The 19,040-nt window shown below is 37.3% G+C and carries 21 protein-coding genes and 1 pseudogene; 7 read left to right on the top strand and 15 right to left on the bottom strand.

The features are described from left to right. Positions 1–37: 37 nt before the first annotated feature. The 7 genes and pseudogenes from SUSAZ_05455 to SUSAZ_05425 all read right to left on the bottom strand — a co-directional run bounded on the left by SUSAZ_05455 (position 38) and on the right by SUSAZ_05425 (position 4,885). Positions 38–973 carry a 2-hydroxyacid dehydrogenase gene (locus SUSAZ_05455; GenBank protein ID AHC51448.1) on the bottom strand — a complete coding sequence of 312 codons (936 nt, stop codon included), beginning with the start codon at positions 971–973 and terminating at the stop codon, positions 38–40. 100 nt (positions 974–1,073) lie between these two features. Then, complete coding sequence (locus SUSAZ_05450) at positions 1,074–1,691, bottom strand: transcriptional regulator (protein ID AHC51447.1); 618 nt, start codon at positions 1,689–1,691, stop codon at positions 1,074–1,076. A 168-nt stretch (positions 1,692–1,859) separates the two neighbouring features. Further along, complete coding sequence (locus tag SUSAZ_05445; GenBank protein AHC51446.1) at positions 1,860–2,837, bottom strand: TPP-dependent acetoin dehydrogenase complex, E1 protein subunit beta; 978 nt, start codon at positions 2,835–2,837, stop codon at positions 1,860–1,862. Beyond that, positions 2,838–3,887, bottom strand: a complete 1,050-nt coding sequence (locus SUSAZ_05440) for an acetoin:2,6-dichlorophenolindophenol oxidoreductase subunit alpha (GenBank protein AHC51445.1) — start codon at positions 3,885–3,887, stop codon at positions 2,838–2,840. It lies immediately after the preceding gene. A gap of 360 nt (positions 3,888–4,247) precedes the next feature. Continuing rightward, complete coding sequence (locus tag SUSAZ_05435; protein ID AHC52505.1) at positions 4,248–4,406, bottom strand: hypothetical protein; 159 nt, start codon at positions 4,404–4,406, stop codon at positions 4,248–4,250. A gap of 109 nt (positions 4,407–4,515) precedes the next feature. Further along, on the bottom strand, positions 4,516–4,668 hold the full coding sequence (locus tag SUSAZ_05430; GenBank protein AHC52504.1) for a hypothetical protein: 153 nt from the start codon (positions 4,666–4,668) through the stop codon (positions 4,516–4,518). Then, positions 4,668–4,885, bottom strand: a pseudogene (locus SUSAZ_05425) (VapB-type antitoxin). Before SUSAZ_05425 ends, SUSAZ_05430 begins: the two are co-directional and overlap by 1 nt. 441 nt (positions 4,886–5,326) lie before the next feature. Here SUSAZ_05425 and SUSAZ_05420 point away from each other — a divergent pair. Continuing rightward, positions 5,327–6,433, top strand: coding sequence for a hypothetical protein (locus tag SUSAZ_05420; GenBank protein ID AHC52503.1), 1,107 nt, complete (start codon positions 5,327–5,329; stop codon positions 6,431–6,433). Positions 6,434–6,536: 103 nt separating this feature from the next. Here the strand turns inward: SUSAZ_05420 and SUSAZ_05415 are convergent, their stop codons facing one another. The 7 genes from SUSAZ_05415 to SUSAZ_05385 form a co-directional block, all read right to left on the bottom strand. Beyond that, positions 6,537–6,899, bottom strand: a complete 363-nt coding sequence (locus tag SUSAZ_05415; protein AHC51444.1) for a DNA-binding protein — start codon at positions 6,897–6,899, stop codon at positions 6,537–6,539. Beyond that, positions 6,896–8,062: an acetyl-CoA acetyltransferase gene (locus SUSAZ_05410; GenBank protein ID AHC51443.1), complete on the bottom strand. Its 1,167-nt coding sequence runs from the start codon at positions 8,060–8,062 to the stop codon at positions 6,896–6,898. Before SUSAZ_05410 ends, SUSAZ_05415 begins: the two co-directional genes overlap by 4 nt. A 151-nt stretch (positions 8,063–8,213) precedes the next feature. Continuing rightward, on the bottom strand, positions 8,214–8,948 hold the full coding sequence (locus tag SUSAZ_05405; GenBank protein AHC52502.1) for a hypothetical protein: 735 nt from the start codon (positions 8,946–8,948) through the stop codon (positions 8,214–8,216). Positions 8,949–9,033: 85 nt separating this feature from the next. Continuing rightward, the gene (locus SUSAZ_05400; protein AHC52501.1) at positions 9,034–9,534 is read right to left on the bottom strand and encodes a hypothetical protein; all 501 of its coding nucleotides are present in this window, start codon (positions 9,532–9,534) and stop codon (positions 9,034–9,036) included. A gap of 83 nt (positions 9,535–9,617) precedes the next feature. After that, complete coding sequence (locus tag SUSAZ_05395; protein ID AHC51442.1) at positions 9,618–9,842, bottom strand: dihydrodiol dehydrogenase; 225 nt, start codon at positions 9,840–9,842, stop codon at positions 9,618–9,620. Positions 9,843–9,896: 54 nt separating this feature from the next. After that, on the bottom strand, positions 9,897–10,409 hold the full coding sequence (locus SUSAZ_05390; GenBank protein AHC51441.1) for an aromatic-ring-hydroxylating dioxygenase subunit beta: 513 nt from the start codon (positions 10,407–10,409) through the stop codon (positions 9,897–9,899). Positions 10,410–10,415: 6 nt separating this feature from the next. Then, positions 10,416–11,780 carry a ribosomal subunit interface protein gene (locus SUSAZ_05385; protein AHC51440.1) on the bottom strand — a complete coding sequence of 455 codons (1,365 nt, stop codon included), beginning with the start codon at positions 11,778–11,780 and terminating at the stop codon, positions 10,416–10,418. Between the two features lie 470 nt (positions 11,781–12,250). On the opposite strand from SUSAZ_05385, the gene SUSAZ_05380 reads away from it, so the two are divergent. Then, positions 12,251–13,573 carry a hypothetical protein gene (locus SUSAZ_05380; GenBank protein AHC52500.1) on the top strand — a complete coding sequence of 441 codons (1,323 nt, stop codon included), beginning with the start codon at positions 12,251–12,253 and terminating at the stop codon, positions 13,571–13,573. Between the two features lie 148 nt (positions 13,574–13,721). Here SUSAZ_05380 and SUSAZ_05375 read toward each other — a convergent pair whose 3' ends face one another. Beyond that, entirely contained in the window at positions 13,722–14,015 is a 294-nt protein-coding gene (locus SUSAZ_05375; GenBank protein ID AHC52499.1) for a hypothetical protein, read from the bottom strand. A gap of 113 nt (positions 14,016–14,128) precedes the next feature. Here SUSAZ_05375 and SUSAZ_05370 point away from each other — a divergent pair, with 113 nt between their 5' ends. The 5 genes from SUSAZ_05370 to SUSAZ_05350 all read left to right on the top strand — a co-directional run bounded on the left by SUSAZ_05370 (position 14,129) and on the right by SUSAZ_05350 (position 18,819). Then, complete coding sequence (locus SUSAZ_05370; GenBank protein ID AHC51439.1) at positions 14,129–15,709, top strand: acyl-CoA synthetase; 1,581 nt, start codon at positions 14,129–14,131, stop codon at positions 15,707–15,709. Between the two features lie 133 nt (positions 15,710–15,842). Further along, complete coding sequence (locus tag SUSAZ_05365) at positions 15,843–17,129, top strand: hypothetical protein (GenBank protein AHC52498.1); 1,287 nt, start codon at positions 15,843–15,845, stop codon at positions 17,127–17,129. A 38-nt stretch (positions 17,130–17,167) separates the two neighbouring features. Further along, positions 17,168–17,620: an aromatic-ring-hydroxylating dioxygenase subunit beta gene (locus SUSAZ_05360; protein AHC51438.1), complete on the top strand. Its 453-nt coding sequence runs from the start codon at positions 17,168–17,170 to the stop codon at positions 17,618–17,620. Next, positions 17,617–17,856: a hypothetical protein gene (locus SUSAZ_05355; protein AHC51437.1), complete on the top strand. Its 240-nt coding sequence runs from the start codon at positions 17,617–17,619 to the stop codon at positions 17,854–17,856. The genes SUSAZ_05360 and SUSAZ_05355 overlap by 4 nt, the downstream gene beginning before the upstream one ends. 153 nt (positions 17,857–18,009) lie before the next feature. Further along, positions 18,010–18,819, top strand: a complete 810-nt coding sequence (locus SUSAZ_05350) for a hypothetical protein (GenBank protein ID AHC52497.1) — start codon at positions 18,010–18,012, stop codon at positions 18,817–18,819. Positions 18,820–19,040 lie beyond the last annotated feature (221 nt).

Here is a 19,040-nt window from a genome sequence, read left to right as displayed (position 1 = left end):
ATTGCTATACAGTAATGTGTAGCAGTGTTGTATTCTCTCAAAGGGGAAATACGTTAGTGAGGGGCTTGCCCTGTAGTAGGTTAAGAACTTGAGTTAAGGCTCCTATAAATCCTCTCTCGGCAGCCTCATGGGTTACTCCTGCAACATGCGGCGTTATTATAACGTTGTCTAGGCTAAATAATGGGTTGTTAGGGTTTGGCGGTTCCAGTGCAAGGACATCTAACCCAGCCCCTGCAATCCTCTTCTCTTTCAGCGCCTTTAAGAGCGCTTCTTCATCAATAATTCCTCCCCTGCTGGTGTTAATTATAATAGCATTGGGTTTCATCAACCTTATCTGCTCTTCTCCTATAAGGTTCTTTGTTTCCTGTGTTAACGGTACATGAATTGTTACTATATCTGATTCTTTTAATAGAGTTGATAAATCCGTTAATCTTATCCCTTCATCAGATTTCTTGATATAGAGGTCGTATCCTAGGACTTCCATCTCAAAAGCCTTTCCTATTCTAGCAACTCTTCTTCCGATATTACCTAAACCTATTATTCCTAGCGTTTTATTGAAAAGTTCATAGGTGAATATGTTTTGTCCCTTAGCCCACTCTCCCTCCTTAACTAGGTTAGTTATTTTAAATATCCTCTTGTACAAGGAGAGAATTAATGTAAAGGTGAACTCTGCAACTGAAGGTGAGTTCACTCCAGGGTTATAGGTAATTGCGATTCCTCTCCTTTTTGCCTCTGCTAGATCTACCCTAGTCTCGTCTACACCTACTCCTGTCCTAGCTATTAACTTTAGATCACTGCACGACGACATAATTTTCTTTGTTATTCTGGCTTTTCTGTCCACTATAGCTATTACTCCTTCGCATGACTCTGCCCATTTCTCCTCATTGTCATATGGGTCTAAAATTATTATATCTGCTAACTTTCTTATCTCACTCTCTAATTCTTTAACTTTAGGGCTATTGACGTTTAATATCCCGGTCTCCACTATAATCTTTGTCCTCATAAATTAAGGAAAGATATTCATGAATTTAAACTTTGAGAACCTATTCAGCATTATGAGAAACAGATTATTTTCATGAAAAATCTAGATCTAGAAACCTCTTATTTAGAATTATGGCCTCTCTCACTTTACTTACGTGTCTCTTTGCTTCCGTTTCAGCCTGGTCAGGCGAGTGAGACTTTAGTGCATTGTATATTGCTTCATGTTCCTTTATAGACTCATCGCCTCTAGCAGGTAGGAGTATGGTTCTATACTGGTACCTTAATATTCTCATTTTTATCTCTGAAAGTAGTTGTGAGGCTATCTTAGTCCTGGAGGCATTATATATGGTAATGTGGAACTCATCATTTAACCTAGTATAGCTATCATAATCCCTCTTTTCGAGGCTTTCTCGCATTTTATTTAGGATATCTTCCAATTTCTTCAATTCTTCCTCTGTAATTCTCTGGGCAGCAATTCTGGCTGTATAGCCCTCTAATAGTTCTCTTATATCTAAAATTTCCACAGTTTCCTCTAGAGTTAGCTTTCTTACCTTGAACTTTGAGTTCTCCACAATTATTAGTCCATCTTTCTCAAGGAATGACAGTGCAACTCTCAGGGTATTTCTACTTACTCCTAAATCCTTTGCTAATTGACTAGCTACAATCGTTTCTCCGGGCTTATACTTCCCGTTAAGAATATCCCTCTTCAATCTACTGTAAACCTCATACATCTTTACGTTTAGCTGTAGGTCTTCTTCTGTCACATATAAAAATACGTTTTGAAACTAATAAAATTTATCTTTAACCTAACTATATTTTCAGGATACAGTTGTAGAATTAACGTCGAGTAAAAGTTATCTCATTTCATAGAAACGGTTTTACACATGAAGCACTTCCTGAATAGCCTTAATTATCTTCATTTCATCAGGAATAGTATATTCTTCTAATGGTTTACTATATGCGACGCTTGTATCTAAAGAGCAGACCCTCTTTATAGGTGCTTTAAGTAAATGAAAAGCCTCTTCAGCTACTACTGCCGAAATCTCACTTGCCGCACTTCCAGTTTTTGGTGCTTGGTCTACTATTACAAGCCTCCCTGTCTTCTCTAGTGAGCTAAAAATTGTCTTCTTATCTAAGGGGATTAACGTTCTTGGGTCAATTACCTCTACACTGATACCCTCCTTAGCTAGTTTGTCCGCAACACCTAATGCTTTTTGGATCATCCAGCCAATAGCTATAACAGTAACATCGTTTCCCTCTCTTTTTATATCCGCTTTTCCTAATGGTATATAATACTCCTTAACAGGAATATCTTCTTCCATAGCGTACAAATTAAATGGTGTTAAATAGAAGACAGGATTTCCATCATGAATTGCTGACTTTATTAAACCTTTAGCGTCGTAGGGTGTTGAAGGGATAACTAACTTACTACCAAAAGCTCTCATAAATAGTTCGTACCATGTATTCGAGTGTGTAGTACTCCATCCATATATAAATCCGAAGCCAGCCTTAAACACTACATTTAACTTAACCTGACCACCTGTTGAAAATCTCATCCTTGGAGCTTGATTAAGTAACTGCTCCATTGCGACTAGCATGAAGTCAGTCATAACTAGATCAACAATTACTTTTAAGCCTGTCATTGATGCCCCTATCGCCATACCTGCTTCAGCTGTCTCAGATATTGGAGTAAATCTTACCCTGTCTTTACCAAACTTTTTAACAAATGGGTCGTCATCAGTTAGAGCCATGTTTTGGCCGTATAAAATTATGGAAGAATCTTTCTCCATTTCCTCCATAATACCGTCATTTATAGCCTGGACGAAATTTACCCTTTTATTTTCCATTCTTCTCACCTAAACATATATGTCTTTCAAAGCCTCTTCAGGCGGAGGATAAGGACTCTGTAATGCATATCTTATCGCTTCGGATAATTCCTCATTTATTTTTCTTTCTATACTGTCGAACGTTAAATTATCTGCAATTCCAAGATTCAAGAGTATTTTCTTGAGTCTGATTATTGGGTCTCGTTTCCTCCACTCCTCTAATTCACTAGCTCTTTTATATATTTCTATAGCCTCATGCTCAGGATACCAAGGTTGTATCGGCGGTGGTACTATCGAATTTCCGTGAGCAGTATAACGATAAGTTATAGCCTCAATTAAAGTGGGTCCTTCTCCTCTCCTTGCCTTCTCTATTGCTTTTTTTACTGTTTGATAAACCTCCAGCACATCCATTCCGTCGATCGTTACTCCACGCATCGAAAATGCCTTCGCCTTCATAGAGAGGGGTTCACCATTCATGGCATTAGCATCCTCCATATCAACCCTAGTGTATGCTTGATAAAGGTTGTTTTCCAATATGAAAACAATTGGTAATTTCCATATGGAAGCTATGTTTAAAGATTCGAAGAAAGCACCTTGCTTTGTGGCTCCGTCACCGAAAACAGACACAACAACTTTATCTTCTTTGTTGATTTGGCATTTAAGTGCAACACCAGTAGCCTGTGGAATTCCTTGAGCCACTATACCATTTGCTGGTAAGAAATTCCTGCTCATGTCACATATATGCATAGATCCACCCTTACCTTTACAAACACCTGTAGCCTTTCCCCAGATCTCAGCCAATAAATTCTTAAGAGGTATGCCTTTTGCTATCGCATAAGCATGACATCTATAAGTAGTCCCTAAGTAGTCCTCAGGTCTCATTGCCATAACAGAACCTACTGCTATGGCTTCTTGTCCTATTGAAGGATGTGTATGCCCTCTAATCAGCCCTGGGTATTCTTTAAAGCTCCTAACTATAAATTCGTCAAATTTTCTCGCCCTCACCATCAACTCATACATTTTAAGCATCTCATCTCTTGAAGGATAATCTACATTATTCTTCCAGGAGAATCCCTCCACAAATTTTATTCACTTGTTTTAGTATATAAAATTTTTTTATGTATGGATAAAAAATGTCATAGTAAAAACTCTTCCATACAATTTGGTTTATATTCCCATGAACGCCATAATAACCCGGCAATAGTAACCTCATATATTCCTCTGATGCAAAATGGGTCAACAAACTTTACCTTCATAACTACACTACATCCACACATCTAGCCCTAAAGGGCAAGGTTTTCATCAATTTGTAGAAGCTGATGTTGGGAAGACCTTTCTCGTTAGTTAAACGAGTAAAAGTTCGACATCACCACGCTCTAACAAGAAGAGGTTGTGTAAATCACGCTCTGTTGGGGCGGAGAGGAGATTCAAGGAGAGTATCTAGTATTTGTGAACCTCAGGTAATATGACGTATGCTTTGTACTCTTCCTCAAGCTTATTGTAAAACTTAACATCTGTAGTTATAAGCTTCTCATTTCTCGTTACAGCTAACTGTAAGAAGGCTGTATCGTAGATAGTGATCTTCTCTTTTAATGCCAATTCAAAAGTTTCACTAAAATTTCCCTCAATTTCACGACCTCACATAGATTATCCAAGAAATCTATTGCCAATTTCAAGCTATTCAACACGTAGTTCTCGCCAAAAATGACTACCTCTTCCAAGCTACATTAGCAACTTCAGCATAAGCAGAGTCTAATGTCCTGCAACCCTCATGAATCTTACTAGATATTAAATTCCTCACCCTCTCACTGAAGCTATCCTTAAAGAACACTGAGGCTATTGTTGAGGAATCGAGTATCATTAGCTCTCCTCTCTATCTTCTCTTATAAGCTCTGCATTTTCTATTACCTTCATCTTCTCTAAGTAAGGCTTAGACGTTTCAAGATAATACTTCATTAGTTCCTCCCTTAATCTCCTCTTTATGCACTCACGTATTTCAGTCTGCCAGTCTACATTTACTTTTTCCATAAGCTGTTTCAACTCTTTGGGTATATCCGTATACTGAATACCGTAGACATATAATAGTATATGAGTCAATATACTTAAACTTTTTCTTCAGCTCTAGGTGTGTGGGCAATAATTTGGTAGTTTTGATATAAATTAAATTTTCTTTATTGAAAAAGTATCTTTTAGGGTAAGCTCTTTATTGGGATGAGAACATCTGAGTACAACGCCTTCTTTTGGTTCAATGCAAGATACGGAGGTTAAAACGTTTAAGATAAGCTTAGTGTTCAGAAGCTTAAGCAAGCATGGACTCCCCATGAAACTCAACGAGGAACATGATGATAAGATGGTTGAAAAATATTCTTCATACAACACAATTTACTCGAAATCTATAAGTATAAGTTAAAATAAAATTGAATTTTATAGAGGCGGATGAAATTATTAACAACACATATTTATTAACTTGGTAAATTTTAAAATATATTACTCAGATAACGCAGAAAAGGTGAAATTAAATGAACAGGAAAATTGAATTTGGCATATTTACCCATGTGGAGATGACGGATGATCAGAAAATCTATGATATAGTAGATAACGAACTGGAAGCGATCAAATATGCTGAGAAACTGGGAAATTTTCAGGTGTACTTTATGGCAGAGCATTGGCTCACTCCACTGACGGTAAATCAACCTGTAAGTTTAATGTTAGCTCTTGCCTCTAAATATACTGATAGGATCAGATTTGGTCCTCTAGCATATATTGTTTCTCATAGAAACCCGATAGCTTTAGCAAATGAAATATGTCTACTGGACAACTTAAGTAAGGGTAGATTAGAGGTTGGATTTACAAGTGGTGTTTCTAACGCTGAACTGATGAATCTCGGCTTAGATCCTTCGAAGGCAAGAGAAGATAGCAGAGAAATAACATCGATCTTAATATCCTTTTTAAAATCAGCTAGCGAAGGGAAGCCCTTTTCCTTTAACGGGAAATACCTCACATATGATAAAGTTGAACCCCTGATAAAACCTTATCAAAAACCATATCCACCAATCTGGATTCCGACCACGAATCCATCAACTGTACCATGGGTTGCTGAGAATGGCTTCAATATGGCTACAGTCTTTCTTACAGACAGTGAGGCTAAAGCACTTTTTGATAGATATCGAGAGACATACTATAATATTATGAATGTTTCAACACTACCTGATAGTATAAAGCTGGGTATTTCGAGAAATGTTTTTATTTCAAGTTTAGGAGATAAAGATAAATTATCCAGAATGTTGGAGACATTCGTTAAACGTTTAATGTATGCTGCTGTTAAGAAATATTCAATAAGTATTGAGTCCCTATTTAGCTCAGGTCCGGCTTTCTCGGGTAGTGGATTTAGGGGAATTCCAGATTTAATGAATGCAGAAACTGCTATAAAACATGGATCTGTATTATTTGGTGATCCTGAAAACATAGCTAAAAAGATAGTAGAAGTCGTAAGGTATCTGAATATAAACTTTTTCATAGCACATCTGCATTTTGGTAATATGCCATATGAAGATTATCTGGAGGGGTTGAGAATTTTCTCGAGAGACGTGATACCGCTAGCGAATAAGCTGATTTCAGAGTCATAATAGGCTCAGTTATTAACTTTAAAATAGTAAGGAATTGCGTATTATTTCTATTTATTTTCGAATTTAGATATAGTACTGCAAGCGGAAACTTTACCGTTAAAAATCACTCTATAATCTGAGCCACAGGATATTTTCTGTTTCCCTTAACCATGAAAACTACTTTTACTCTATTGCCTGACTTAGGATCTTTTCCAATGACATTAGTGTAGAACTTAAATCCTTCCTCCATCTCAATTATTCCGAAAACCGGTGATTGCTCCATTTTAGGAAACTTAGTTACAGCGTAAATTCTGCCTAATCCTTTACTAATCAGTATTTCTAGATCGGTAGAAAGGCAGTTATGGCATACACTCCTAGGGTAATAGAATTTAGTATGGCATTTTTTGCAGTACATGTAAGGCAACTCGTCTCTTTCAAAGTGCTTATAGTATGTAGATTTCAACTCCAGGTAGCTATTTAGGTTCACTTCTTTTCACCTAAAACAATTGTTATTGCATCATTTCTTCCTGCCAAACCTCCTCCCACACCATTTATCAAGACTTTTGAAACGTCCTTTACCTGTCTTCCTTGCGCCATGTAATTTAACTGAAGTAATGCTTCTTCTAGCATTAGCGGTCCGCTCATATATGCGGGTTGTCCTTGAGATAAAGCCCCACCTCCAGTGTTCATTGGTATATTGCCCTGATAATATATGTCATTTTCCTCAATAAATTTTCCAGCCTTCCCTTTCTCGACAAGCCCCAAGTCCTCTATCTGTGTAAGAACACCGATGCTGGTAGCATCATACAGCTGGAACGCATCAATCTTATTTAGATCTACATTAGCAATCTTAACGCTCTGTATAGTGGGTGTATATGTTATATCCATATCCCATTCTGCAGGAACTGATGGCCAATGCATTTCGCCATAATTCAAAATCTCAACTGGTCTGAGCTCCTTGTTTTTTCTACTTACAATAAACGCATGGAATCCATCTATGGGATAAACCACCTCAAATAAGTGAAGTGGATCTGCTACCACTGGAGAGCTTATGACATCATCTACTGTTATCTGGTTTTTAAATAGAGCTCTTGGATTATTTAAGCCGTTTTTCCTTTGTTTGACTACCAGTAATGCCCTCTGTTCGTCTGTAGTCCCAAATAATCTCTTGTGCCTATCTGCTACTAAAGCGTAATGGGTTATTGGATCCATCTTATCGTACACTTCATAAAAGTCCTCAAATGTGTTGGAGGTTATGTATGGGTAGAGTTTGCTTATTACGTTATTGTATGGTCCTTTTTCTCTTATAAATGAGGCTATTCCTCCAGCTATACATAATACATTCTGTGCTTCCCCTGCCCTTATTGCCTTTTCAGCCCTATATATCATGGCTAGGATCGAGGGACCACCAAATTCTACAAGATCCATGTATCTTGCCTTGATTCCTAAGTAATGTGTTATTTGGTGCAATGGGAAGAATAAGTAGCCTTTACCGTCAAAGAGACCCGGGAAAAATGTCATTGCAAACCCATCCACGTCTCCTATCTCTAATTTAGCCATATCTAATGCCTCTCTCGTAGCTAATGATATCAAGTCAAATACGCTACCTTCATAGGTTTTAAAGAGCTTACTTGAAAAACCCGATATCATGCATTCTAATATAGAGGAACAGAAATAAATAAATCTTTAACACCTTATCATTATTGCTTTTACACTAGCAGATATTGAGTATTAGGAAAAAATATATCACACCTGTTCCTACAAATAACTAGAGAGTAAAAAACCAATTAAAAAAGCTCTTTCACTTTAATTCCACTTTTGATGTCTCCTTGGTAAATAAGCCTGCTATAACTGACGTAACAGAATATGCTATCATTATAGCCCCAATATATGGTACTGCTCCCAAGGGACCATAAATACTGGTAAATACAGCAGAAAGTGCCGGCGCTATTCCTCCTGAGAAGGGATTTGCTATGTGATAAACAAACCCTGTCCCTGATGCTCTATATCTAGTTGGAAACTGTTCAGCAAAGAATGCTGATAAGACAGCATATCCTGAGTGGATAATAAATGCCATGATTGCTTGACCAATGAATAATGAAACTATTGTACCTTGAGATAGGAGAAAAATATATGGATAGGAAAATAACGCCGCAGCACCTGCAGATGATACCAGTACTTTCTTTCTACCTAGAATGTCGCCTAGATATGCTCCTATAATAACACCTACAATTCCTACAGCCCCTACTATCACTCCGCTAAATGGTCCTATATATGCGGGAATACTACGGTTCACCAACGTAATGTATCCCTGAGCAAAACTGGTTAATGACCATATTAACGTATTTATATACCACCAGCTTATAGCTAAGATTATGATCGTTAGCCATTGTTTCTTAAACAACTCTACCAAAGGTACTCTCGATACTTGTTGACTTTTCAGGATCTGTTGAAACAACGGTGTCTCAAGAACATGTATCTCAATATCACACCTATAACTATTATTGCTGCCCCTATATAGAACAATATTCTCCACCCAGTGTCTAAGAACTGAGCTCTGGGCATTAGAAGAATAGCTAACGTAACTGCACCATTTCCTGCCAGTTGACCTACAGGTCCTCCTAGTTGTACCCAACTCGCCCAAAAAAAGCTCTAAACCTATTTTTCGCTGCGAATTCTGTCACAAATGTGGAGGCTGCGCCCCATTCTCCGCCTAATCCTAATCCCTGTAAAAGTCTAAACAAAGCTACCAGTACAGCTCCCAGTATTCCTATAGCCGCATAGGATGGTGTTAAACCTATTCCTAATGTTCCCGCACCCATGGTGAGGAGTGTTAAAATTAGAACACTTTTCCTTCCATATTTATCGGCAAAATGTCCAAATAATAGTGCACCTACAGGTCTTACGAAAAAGCCTATACTATATGTTATAAGTGAAGAGACCAATGCAGCAGCGGGGTTTTCCTCGGGGAAGAATACATATGGCCATACTACAGCAGCTGCTGAAGCAGCAACAACGAAGTCATACCACTCTATAGTTGTCCCTACTAATGCGGCACTCGATACTTTTAACAGGTCTCTCCTAGTTACAGCTTCCCCTTTTTCTTTACCTTTCTCTACCATACCTGATTAAAAATATTTTATAATTAGGGATTAATAAGCTTTAATGGATAATGTATTTAAAAATAAATTAAAATTAATAAAAACTATGGATATTGGTCTCTGTCCCCATCAGTGTGTTTCCTCCCATTGTACAGTACGTTTATCAAGGTTTCAAAATCCTTCTCATCTGCAATTGTCAAGGACTCTAGTTGTAATGGATCTAAGTATATTTTTGTGCCAAAGTTAGGTGAATAAATCTCAAGACGAATACCATTACCCGTAGACACCAACCTAATTAAAACAAATGCATATTCGTTTTTTATCTCGATATAGTCTGTCAAAGGTACATATTTGTTCGTAATATTCATTTCTCGTTCTCTCCTCTAATATATGTTAGAAAGGTTATCTGTGATGAATAAACTAAAATCGGGTATTATTTCTCTTTTAGCTAGTTTCCATCTTCCGTCTATTCTTCTGAGAACATCATGCCTTTCATAAGACATGAGTTCATAGTAGGGATTATCCTGTTTATGCCTAAAGAGTAGTACACTACTTAAAACTCTGATTTGGTTCTCCTTCTCTACTTCAGTTATCATTATGTTAGATATGTGGTGCCTGATGAATGACTTAGGAATTTCTGCCCATGCATATTCACTATAAAGTCTCTCTATTCTCTTCTCCAACAAGACTCTGTTATCCATAATTATAGGTGCTCCAAGTTGTGATGATGGAGAATCGGACTCAATATTTAGTCTGGAATAAAAGATATACTCTATGTCGTCGGTTACTAATTGGAGCCACTCTCTGTACTTCCAAAAATCTAATAATTCAGCTTCCCTGTAATAAAAATTAAGCACTTCGAGATAATCATCACAGTTAATCTTCATGGAATTCATGTTTCATCACCTGAGCATGAGATCAAAGTACTTCCTCCAAAACGCCTTTGATGACCAGTCGGAAGGCTCTCTATATACTTTCATTTCACTGTGAGGCAATGGAAAGTTATCGACTGTCCCTTCATTTTGTCTCTGCTTTAAAGCCATATTTAAGTCGAGAGAATTCTTGGAATTCTCGGTCTGAGACATCCAATTCATAACGTCATCGTTATCTAGTATTCCAGCAGGTCCCTGTAAAAATACACACTGCCTAAAGCTTTCCCTCTTATATTTCTCATCTGCAAATGATGGTATCATGCATAGTGTGAAAACCTCTGTTTTATCATAGTCTACAGGTCTCCATAACCTAGCCAGGTAATCCTGTGTATACTTCTGTTCAGAGTCGCCAGCATTAAGGGAGTGCAGTATAAAGGCAAAATTTGGAAACACTCTAATTCTGAACAATGCTAGGGTAAGCATTTCTAGTTTTAATACCCTAAGTTGCTCACTACTCAATTTTTCCGATAATACATCAAGTGTATTTTTAGGGTAGATCTCATATATCTTAGCAGGCACGTCCAACTTATCAATCTTATCTAAATTTTCAGGAGTTATATCGTAAAACGAGGTAATTCCACCACCATGTCCTTTCTCAGAGGCAAATTGGTAACCTGAAAATCCTACATTTTTTTGGACTCCCTCAGGAGGAGATAAACCAACATCCTCTAACCTAAGAGGATTGGCGCTTATTTGATAGGTAGACCTATGGGTAAATGCAATGTGATATGAATCACTACCAAAATTATCTACAGGAGCTTTCCAATTCATGTTTACGATCCACCTTATAGGGCTCTTATATACTTCTAGCTCTCCCCCTCTAATAGCTATATCAATGTACCACTTATATTCGCCTAAATAGTCCTCTAATTTTTCAGCCTTACGATCCATATTTCCAAACAGAAAGCCCCTGTAGCTCTCAACTCTAACAGGTATCAAGTTATATTCTCGTCTATTGATCTTGAATGTATTATCTTGTGGTACCCCTACAAGCTCTCCCTTATTAGAGTATGTCCAAAAATGATAAGGACATCTGAAATACGCCGCATTTCCCTTTTCCGTCTTACAGAAAGCTCTTCCCCTGTGTCTGCAGGCATTTAAAAAACCCCTTATTTCTCCGTCTTCTCCTCTAACCACTATTACCTGATTTCTGGGTCCAATATTTCTCAGTATATAATCTCCTGGATTAGGAATCTCTCCCTCGTGTCCTAGAAAATGCCAAACTCTTGGCCAAAATTTTATGTTTTCAAGTTCAAATACGTCTCGTCTAGCAAATATCCCTAAAGGTAGTTCGCCTGCATCCAGATCCTCTCTAGCCCTATCTAAGAATTCCAGAGTGTCTGAAAATTTATCTTTCTCCTGTAGATCTTCCAATGCTTACCCACCTTAATATTGAGTCAAAAACTAAGTATAAAAACCTTCCTTATTATTTTGATTAATATGTTAAGCATGTTTGGATTACATGTGGAATTGATTTTTGTGTAGATTCATACCTAGATATCGTTTAAACATTTAGTGTCAGTAAAGAATCTTAATATTCGTTTCAGATAAAAATTGAAAATTTTAACTTTAGGAAAGAAGTCAGAAAATAATTATTTAGTTCTTAGTTGGTGGCACCTTCTATAGTGTAATGTTCATCAGTATTAATCCTTAGTTAATTTTAGCAATAATGAAAATCTCTGTTGCTCAACAGAACGGTTTAGCAAAAACTTCAATATTTATCATGTAGTAAAAGATATATAAATAATGTTTTATTATAAAAAAGACTTATATATGCACTGAATATACACTAAAAGTAGATAAAAATGGCGAAGCCAGATAAGCCTATAGGTAAGGAGATAAGTCCAGAATCTCACCTTAGAAGAGTTGCAACCGCATCTGCTATAGGTACTTTTGTCGATTGGTATGATTTCTTCTTAGCTAGTGCCGCAGCATCCACAGTCTGGCCTACAGTGTATTTTTCAGGTCTACCTTCTAGTATAGCTGTATATGTTACTGCCTTATCATTCCTTGTGTCTTACTTAACAAGACCAATTGGTGCTTTTATCTTCGGACACATAGGAGATAAACGTGGAAGGAAGTATACACTTATATTAACACTGATTCTAATGGGTGGGTCACAATTCGCACTTTCAGCTACTCCAGGAACAGCTTCAATTGGTATAGCAGCAGCATATCTAGTCTTCCTTTGGAGAATAATATTCGGAATCGGAGTAGGTGGCGAATACGGTGGTGCACTTACATGGGTCTCAGAGTATGCTAAATCTGGGAATAGAGGCTTCTGGACCTCTTTGGTTCCTATGACTTTACCTCTAGGTCTAGGGGTCTCGTCATTAGCAGTATATGCTGCCTCAGTACTCACAGGACCTTCCTTCGTTACCATAGGTTGGAGGATTCCTTTTGTTATTGGAGGAGTCCTAGTAATTTTTGGTGTTATTATCAGATATATTACATATGAAAGTACCGTTTTCACCGAACTAGTTAACAAAAAGATGATTGAAAAGACCCCTGCGGTTACTGTATTTAGCAAGAACACTAGGCAAATAATAGGCTTGATATTAGTAGGATTACCATTTTTTGGAGGAGGATTAATAACAATAGCACCTTATGCAGTTCAATATTTAGGAAGTATCGGATTTAGTCCTATAACCGGAAACCTGGCATTAGGAGTTGCATCGGTCGTAATATCGCCATTGATTATACTTACAGGTTACTTAGCCGATCGGGTCGGAAGAAAAATTATGATGATTATATGGAATGCACTTATTGCAATATTTGCCTTTCCCTGCTTCCTCCTCTTAAGTACTAAAAGTCTCGGTCTGATTATTTTAGGTTTCGTATTGTACTGGGGATCAATACAAGCAGTAGCAGGTGCATACTCAGCCAGTCTAACAGAAAATTTCCCTGCAAGATATAGATACTCGGGGTCAGGACTAAGTTACCAACTAACTGGTCTAATAATTGGATTTATAGCAGGTTTCGGTGCTCCAGCTATAATAGATGCTGTAGGAGGATACAGTAAAGCATGGCCATATCTATCCACTATAATAGTTATATTCGCAATAATTTCGATAATATCAACAATAGCGTTAATTATAGAGACTAAAGACAGGCAATTAGAACTCTGATAAAGGAAGAAAAATTAAGTTCAGGATTTTTTATTGTCCTAAAATATCCTTTAAATTCCTGAGTTTCCTGTTATTTATCGGGATAATTTTGCAATGCGAGAATACTAAAATTAAATGCTAGAAAAAAGAAAAAGATCTTCGACTAAGATTATTTTTTCTCCTTATATACTACCTGTATTTCTGGTGGTCTATCTCCTATACCTAGAGCGACTAGCCGATAGTCATGGATTAGATAGGGATTTATACCGTAATCAAACATCTCTTTAGGATCTGCTCTTAAAATAATCTCCTTCTCATTTTCGCTCACATTATACATTTTAGCTACTTCGTTAGGCGATCTAAAAAACCTCTCCCTTATTTCTATATTATCTACTACGTCTCTTAGTAACTTGTGTAAATTATATAGTCTTGGGTCTGAAAAATCATATAATTTATTTGGCATTTCAAATTTAATACATCATTTAATGGTTTAAAAGCTTTGTTTACGTAGTTTTACTTTTATCTATCACAAAAAAGTAAAGTTTTTATTCATTACTAATCAATTTTATATGAACTATGGAATTCAGTCCTGTGTATAAAGATATTTTTGAAGCACCAAAGAGAAATATAATCATCTATTATTTTGATGAAGCAATACAGACCCTTTCAATTACAAGACATGCAAAAATTTTAGGAAACTATCTGGTGGAGAGGGGAATAAGTAGGGGAGATAGAGTGTGCATATACTTACAGAATATACCACAGTTTTTGATAACTGAATTGGCTACATGGGCTATAGGAGGTATAATAGTGCCATTGAATATCATGTACAAAAGCCATGAGCTAGAGTATTTTTTAAACGACTCAGAGTGTAAGGTTCTGATAGGTCTAGAGACAGAGGTTAAGAGCAACCTGCTACCCATACTTGACAGGACTAAGATTGAAATGGTGATTACCACAACTGGCTTAGAGTACCTTTCTCAAGTACCCCCATATCTCTCTAGTATCTCTAGGCAATATCCTCTTGGAGCAGACCATGATTATATGTATATTATAAAAGACAACAGGGAACTAAGAGATGTTCATGTCGCTACAGAAGAAGAGTTATCAACTATACTTTATACCTCAGGGACTACAGGTAAGCCTAAAGGTGCTATGTACACTCATTATAACCTCTTCTTTGGCGCTATGACAATAAAGCAGTCTTTTAAACTAGATGAAAAAGACACTATGGCTATTTTCTCCCCCATGTCTCACAACATAGGCATCGTGCTAACTGCAACTAGTCTCATTTCTCAATTACCATTTATGATAATGTATAGGTTTGAGCCTGGAGAGGCTTTGAGATTAATAGAGAAGTGGAAAGTATCCTTTACTTTATTACCTGCCACAGGCTACATCTCGCTGATGAACCATCCAGATTTTAAGAAGCGAGACCTTTCTTCCTTTAAAAAGTTATATTCTGGAGGAGCTCCCTTACCTAAACGGGTCGTTGATGAATGGGAAAAACTTACGGGAGTGCATATCAGAAATGGATATGGTATGACTGAGACGACGGGAACTATTTCTGTGGAACCCGTTGAGGAGAGGGCTCCCTATGATCCCGAGACTAATGCAATGTCGATAGGTAAACCTGTACCATTTACCGAAGTTAAAATAGTGGACTCAACAGGTAAGGAGTTGGAACCTGGTGAGGTAGGTGAAATAATTGTTAGGGGTCCGCACGTCATGAAGGGTTACTGGAAGAAACCTGAGGAGACAGCTAAAACCATAAGGGATGGATGGGTTTATACAGGAGATCTAGGCAAGGTCGATAAAGACGGTTGGTTGTATTATGTGGATAGGGTAAAGGATTTGATAATCGTGTCAGGCTTTAAGGTGTGGCCCAGAGAAGTGGAGGACATTATCTATCAACACCCAGCCGTAAAGGAAGTGGCTGTGGTAGGAAAAAGTGATTCGTACAGGGGAGAGATACCTAAGGCATATGTAGTTTTAAAAAACGATTATAAAGGCAGGGTGTCTGAGAACGACATCATTGAGTTTGTTAAGCAGAGGTTAGCTAACTTCAAGGTCCCAAGAGAAGTGGTATTTGTGGATGAGCTACCTAAGACAGCTTCAGGGAAAATAATGAGAAGAGCCTTAAAGGAGAGAGATTAACACTTATCAAAAAATATAAATAGTTAAACATATATTATTCTTATAGTTATAGATTACAATTCGTTATAGTTTTTAACCACAAAATTTTTATAATCATGAAATATTAATAAAAAATAATAACGAGGTAAAGGTTATGGACATAAAAAGTAAGTTAGCTAATTTTTCACCTGAAAAGGGTATTATACCTATCTCAATTTTTGTGGATGAAGATATTTACGAGAGGGAGTTAGAGACGGTTTTTAGGAAAACATGGTTATTCCTGGGATTTGAGTCAATGATCAAACAGAAGGGAGATTATTTTACAACAACTATGGGGGAAGTTCCAGTTATTGTAGTGAGAGATCAGGACAGTAGGGTAAGAGCATTTATTGATTATTGTCCGCATAAAGGTATGAAACTATGTAGAGCGACCTCAGGCAATTCAATGTTCTTCAGATGTCCATACCATGGATGGACATTTTCAACTGAGGGAAAATTAGTAGGTGTACCATATTACGAGCCAGCATACACGGACATATTGAATAAGGAAGAGTGGGGACTCAAAGAGATTAAAAATATCGCGTTTTATAAAGGAGGAATATGGGCTACATTTTCCAATAGTCCGGTTCCATTGGAAGAGTTTTTGGGGAACATGAAGTTATACCTGGATTTGATATTGGATATGTTTGACGGAGGAGAGAATCTTGAGGTGTATGGAGGTATACATAGGTGGCTAATACCAGTCAACTGGAAGTTGACTATCGAGAACTTTGCAGGAGACGCTTATCATGCGTCCTCTACCCATGCATCTGTAGTTAATATTGGATTAAGGCGACCGTATACCAATAATGTACGTGCAATATACCCAGGGAATGGACATGGTATAGTGTCAATACCTGGAGGTACAGCCAGGTCAGCAGTAGACATAGAGAGGATAATGCCCTTTAGGGATAAAGTATATAACGCAGGTCAAAAACTCGTGCAAAAATATGGTGAGTTTGTTAAAAATATGTTTCCCTTTGGTCCTTTCCATATATTCCCTAATCTTTCGTTCCACTTCACGTGGAATTACATAGTTTTCAGGGTTTGGCATCCAAGGGGTCCAACAAAGACTGAGTTAGCAGGTGGTGTATTGTTATTTAAAGATCTTCCCGTGGAAACGAAGAAGGAGATATTTAGAAGAGCTATGCACGAGTTCGGTCCAGGTGGGTTATTGGAGCAAGATGACGGTGAGGTCTGGCAAAGGTTAAATGAAAATCAGTATAAACTATTTAGAAACGGATTCAATTTCGGGCTAAATTATCAGAGGGGATTAGGCATGGATAAGGAAGCAGATCAGGTTCTAGGAAGCGGAGCTAAGGGGGTTGTTGGTGAGTATTATGGTGAAGTATCCCTTAGAGGATTCTACTCCACATGGTATCAATACCTTAATGAGTGGTGAGTGAGATGACTGAGTATAACTATGGCGAGTATCTGTCTATAGTCAATTTTCTGTATCAAGAGGCTGAGATGCTGGATGAAAGAAAATACAAGGACTGGTTTTCCCTCCTAACTGACGATGTAAACTATAAGGTTTATCTTGTGGATTTTACTTCTAATGCAGAGCTGATTCCTATTTTAGATGAGGATAAAGTAAGTTTAGAGAGAAGAGTGAATAGGTTATTTGTTGAGACTGCATGGGCTGAGAACCCACCATCTCACACAATGAGAACGGTCTCAAATATTATGATAATAGATAGAAAGGATAGGTCGTACATAGTTAAGAGCAACCTGATTTTCTATCGAGATAGAGGTGACCTAAGCCCTGAGATGATATTTGCAAGAAGGAAGGACGAGATTGTGAAAGATAATGAAAGATTCAAGATAAGGTATAGGGAAGTAATCATACAAGATACCATTTTAAAGGCTAGGAACTTGAGCTTTATCCTATAGCGGTGTTCCATGTGACCCAAGAGATTGAATTAATGAACGAATTCGCCTATGTCAGGGTCAGTATAGATAACAGCGCAAACGGTTCTAGATTGAAGATATCGTCTACAAAGTTTGACAGGGAGATCTACTTGGATCCCCTAGAGTTAGATTTCCTTACGCTTTTGGATGATAAGGAGATCTTAGAATTAGTTCAAAAAGTTATAAAGGAAAAGTATCAGAGATTAGAGCCCTTATAGTTTCGGTATTTTGAAGTAAAGTCTTTCTTTTTTCCAGGTGTCTTAGACCTTTCTCTAGATTCATAATTTGCTTTTTATATTAAATTGAGGTAACAAATATTAAGGTAAAATTTAAATTCAGTCTTTTTATAATATAATTAAAGTGGTTATGTTATGGGGAGGGTAGTTTCTGCAGCATGTAGTTCACATGCTCCACAACTGGGAAAGGAGGTAACATATTCCCAAGTTTATGCTGAACAGACAAAAAAGATACATGACGCTATATATGAGTTAGGGAAGAGGATAAGAAAGGCTGAACCTGACGCATTAATAATAATAGCACCTGATCATCTTGAATCATATTTCCTAGATAATTTTCCCATGCTTAGCGTAATAGTTGATAGAGAGGCTGAAGCCAGGGTTCCTAAAAAAGGTGTAGTAAAATATGAAATCCACTACGAGCTAGCAAAATCCATTTTATTCGGTTTAGTAGAGGAGGGATTTGACCCATCTTTCTCCCAGCACAAACCCCTTTCACATGCCTTCTTCATACCCTTATTGGACATATTCAGGGATTACTCAATTCCAATCGTACCTATCCACTTAAATGCTAACGTGGAACCTAAAATGCCTGTAAGAAGATGCTTCGAGTTGGGTAGGGCTATTGCCAGAATTGTAGCTAAGAAAAGACCAGAGAACGAAAAGGTTGCTATAATTGGTACAGGAGGTTTGTCCCATTTTCCAGGAACGCCCTATTATGGTAAAATTGACATTGATTTTGATAACTTTATCCTGGAGACATTGAAGAAAGGAAAAGGAGAGGAGTTAGCTAAGTTAAGCGATGATAAGCTTGAGGAGACTGGAAATATCGAGTTGAGAACATGGATCGTACCTGTAGGGGCAGTCGGAAATAAGCCAGCCGAAATATTGGAAAGACAGATAACGTACCATATTGACTATGCTGTTGTTAATTTGCTTTTGTAGAAAAGTTGAAATTAGGAGTAAAAATTACGGATATTAGAAGGGATAAATACTTAAATTAAAACCTTTTTATTCGTATTTTAGATACTTTTTTTATTTGATAAATGCTCCGATTTTCATTTTTTATCGAGTTTACTACGGGCGGTGAATCTCAAGTGAAACATAAAAATGGTACTTAAAATTCTAATAATTTTAGATAAAACTTCTTTTCAGATAGAACTGTT

The sequence above is a fragment of the Sulfolobus acidocaldarius SUSAZ genome (assembly GCA_000508305.1).
Classification (GTDB): domain Archaea; phylum Thermoproteota; class Thermoprotei_A; order Sulfolobales; family Sulfolobaceae; genus Sulfolobus; species Sulfolobus acidocaldarius_A.
This window is presented reverse-complemented; position numbering and strand designations above follow the sequence as displayed.

Excerpts from the sequence above, each read along its gene's own strand:
- SUSAZ_05430 (AHC52504.1), bottom strand. The coding sequence starts at position 4,668 with ATGATACTCGATTCCTCAACAATAGCCTCAGTGTTCTTTAAGGATAGC.
- SUSAZ_05420 (AHC52503.1), top strand. The coding sequence starts at position 5,327 with ATGAACAGGAAAATTGAATTTGGCATATTTACCCATGTGGAGATGACG.
- SUSAZ_05410 (AHC51443.1), bottom strand. The coding sequence starts at position 8,062 with ATGATATCGGGTTTTTCAAGTAAGCTCTTTAAAACCTATGAAGGTAGC.
- SUSAZ_05400 (AHC52501.1), bottom strand. The coding sequence starts at position 9,534 with ATGGTAGAGAAAGGTAAAGAAAAAGGGGAAGCTGTAACTAGGAGAGAC.
- SUSAZ_05390 (AHC51441.1), bottom strand. The coding sequence starts at position 10,409 with ATGAATTCCATGAAGATTAACTGTGATGATTATCTCGAAGTGCTTAAT.
- SUSAZ_05380 (AHC52500.1), top strand. The coding sequence starts at position 12,251 with ATGGCGAAGCCAGATAAGCCTATAGGTAAGGAGATAAGTCCAGAATCT.
- SUSAZ_05375 (AHC52499.1), bottom strand. The coding sequence starts at position 14,015 with ATGCCAAATAAATTATATGATTTTTCAGACCCAAGACTATATAATTTA.
- SUSAZ_05370 (AHC51439.1), top strand. The coding sequence starts at position 14,129 with ATGGAATTCAGTCCTGTGTATAAAGATATTTTTGAAGCACCAAAGAGA.
- SUSAZ_05365 (AHC52498.1), top strand. The coding sequence starts at position 15,843 with ATGGACATAAAAAGTAAGTTAGCTAATTTTTCACCTGAAAAGGGTATT.
- SUSAZ_05350 (AHC52497.1), top strand. The coding sequence starts at position 18,010 with ATGGGGAGGGTAGTTTCTGCAGCATGTAGTTCACATGCTCCACAACTG.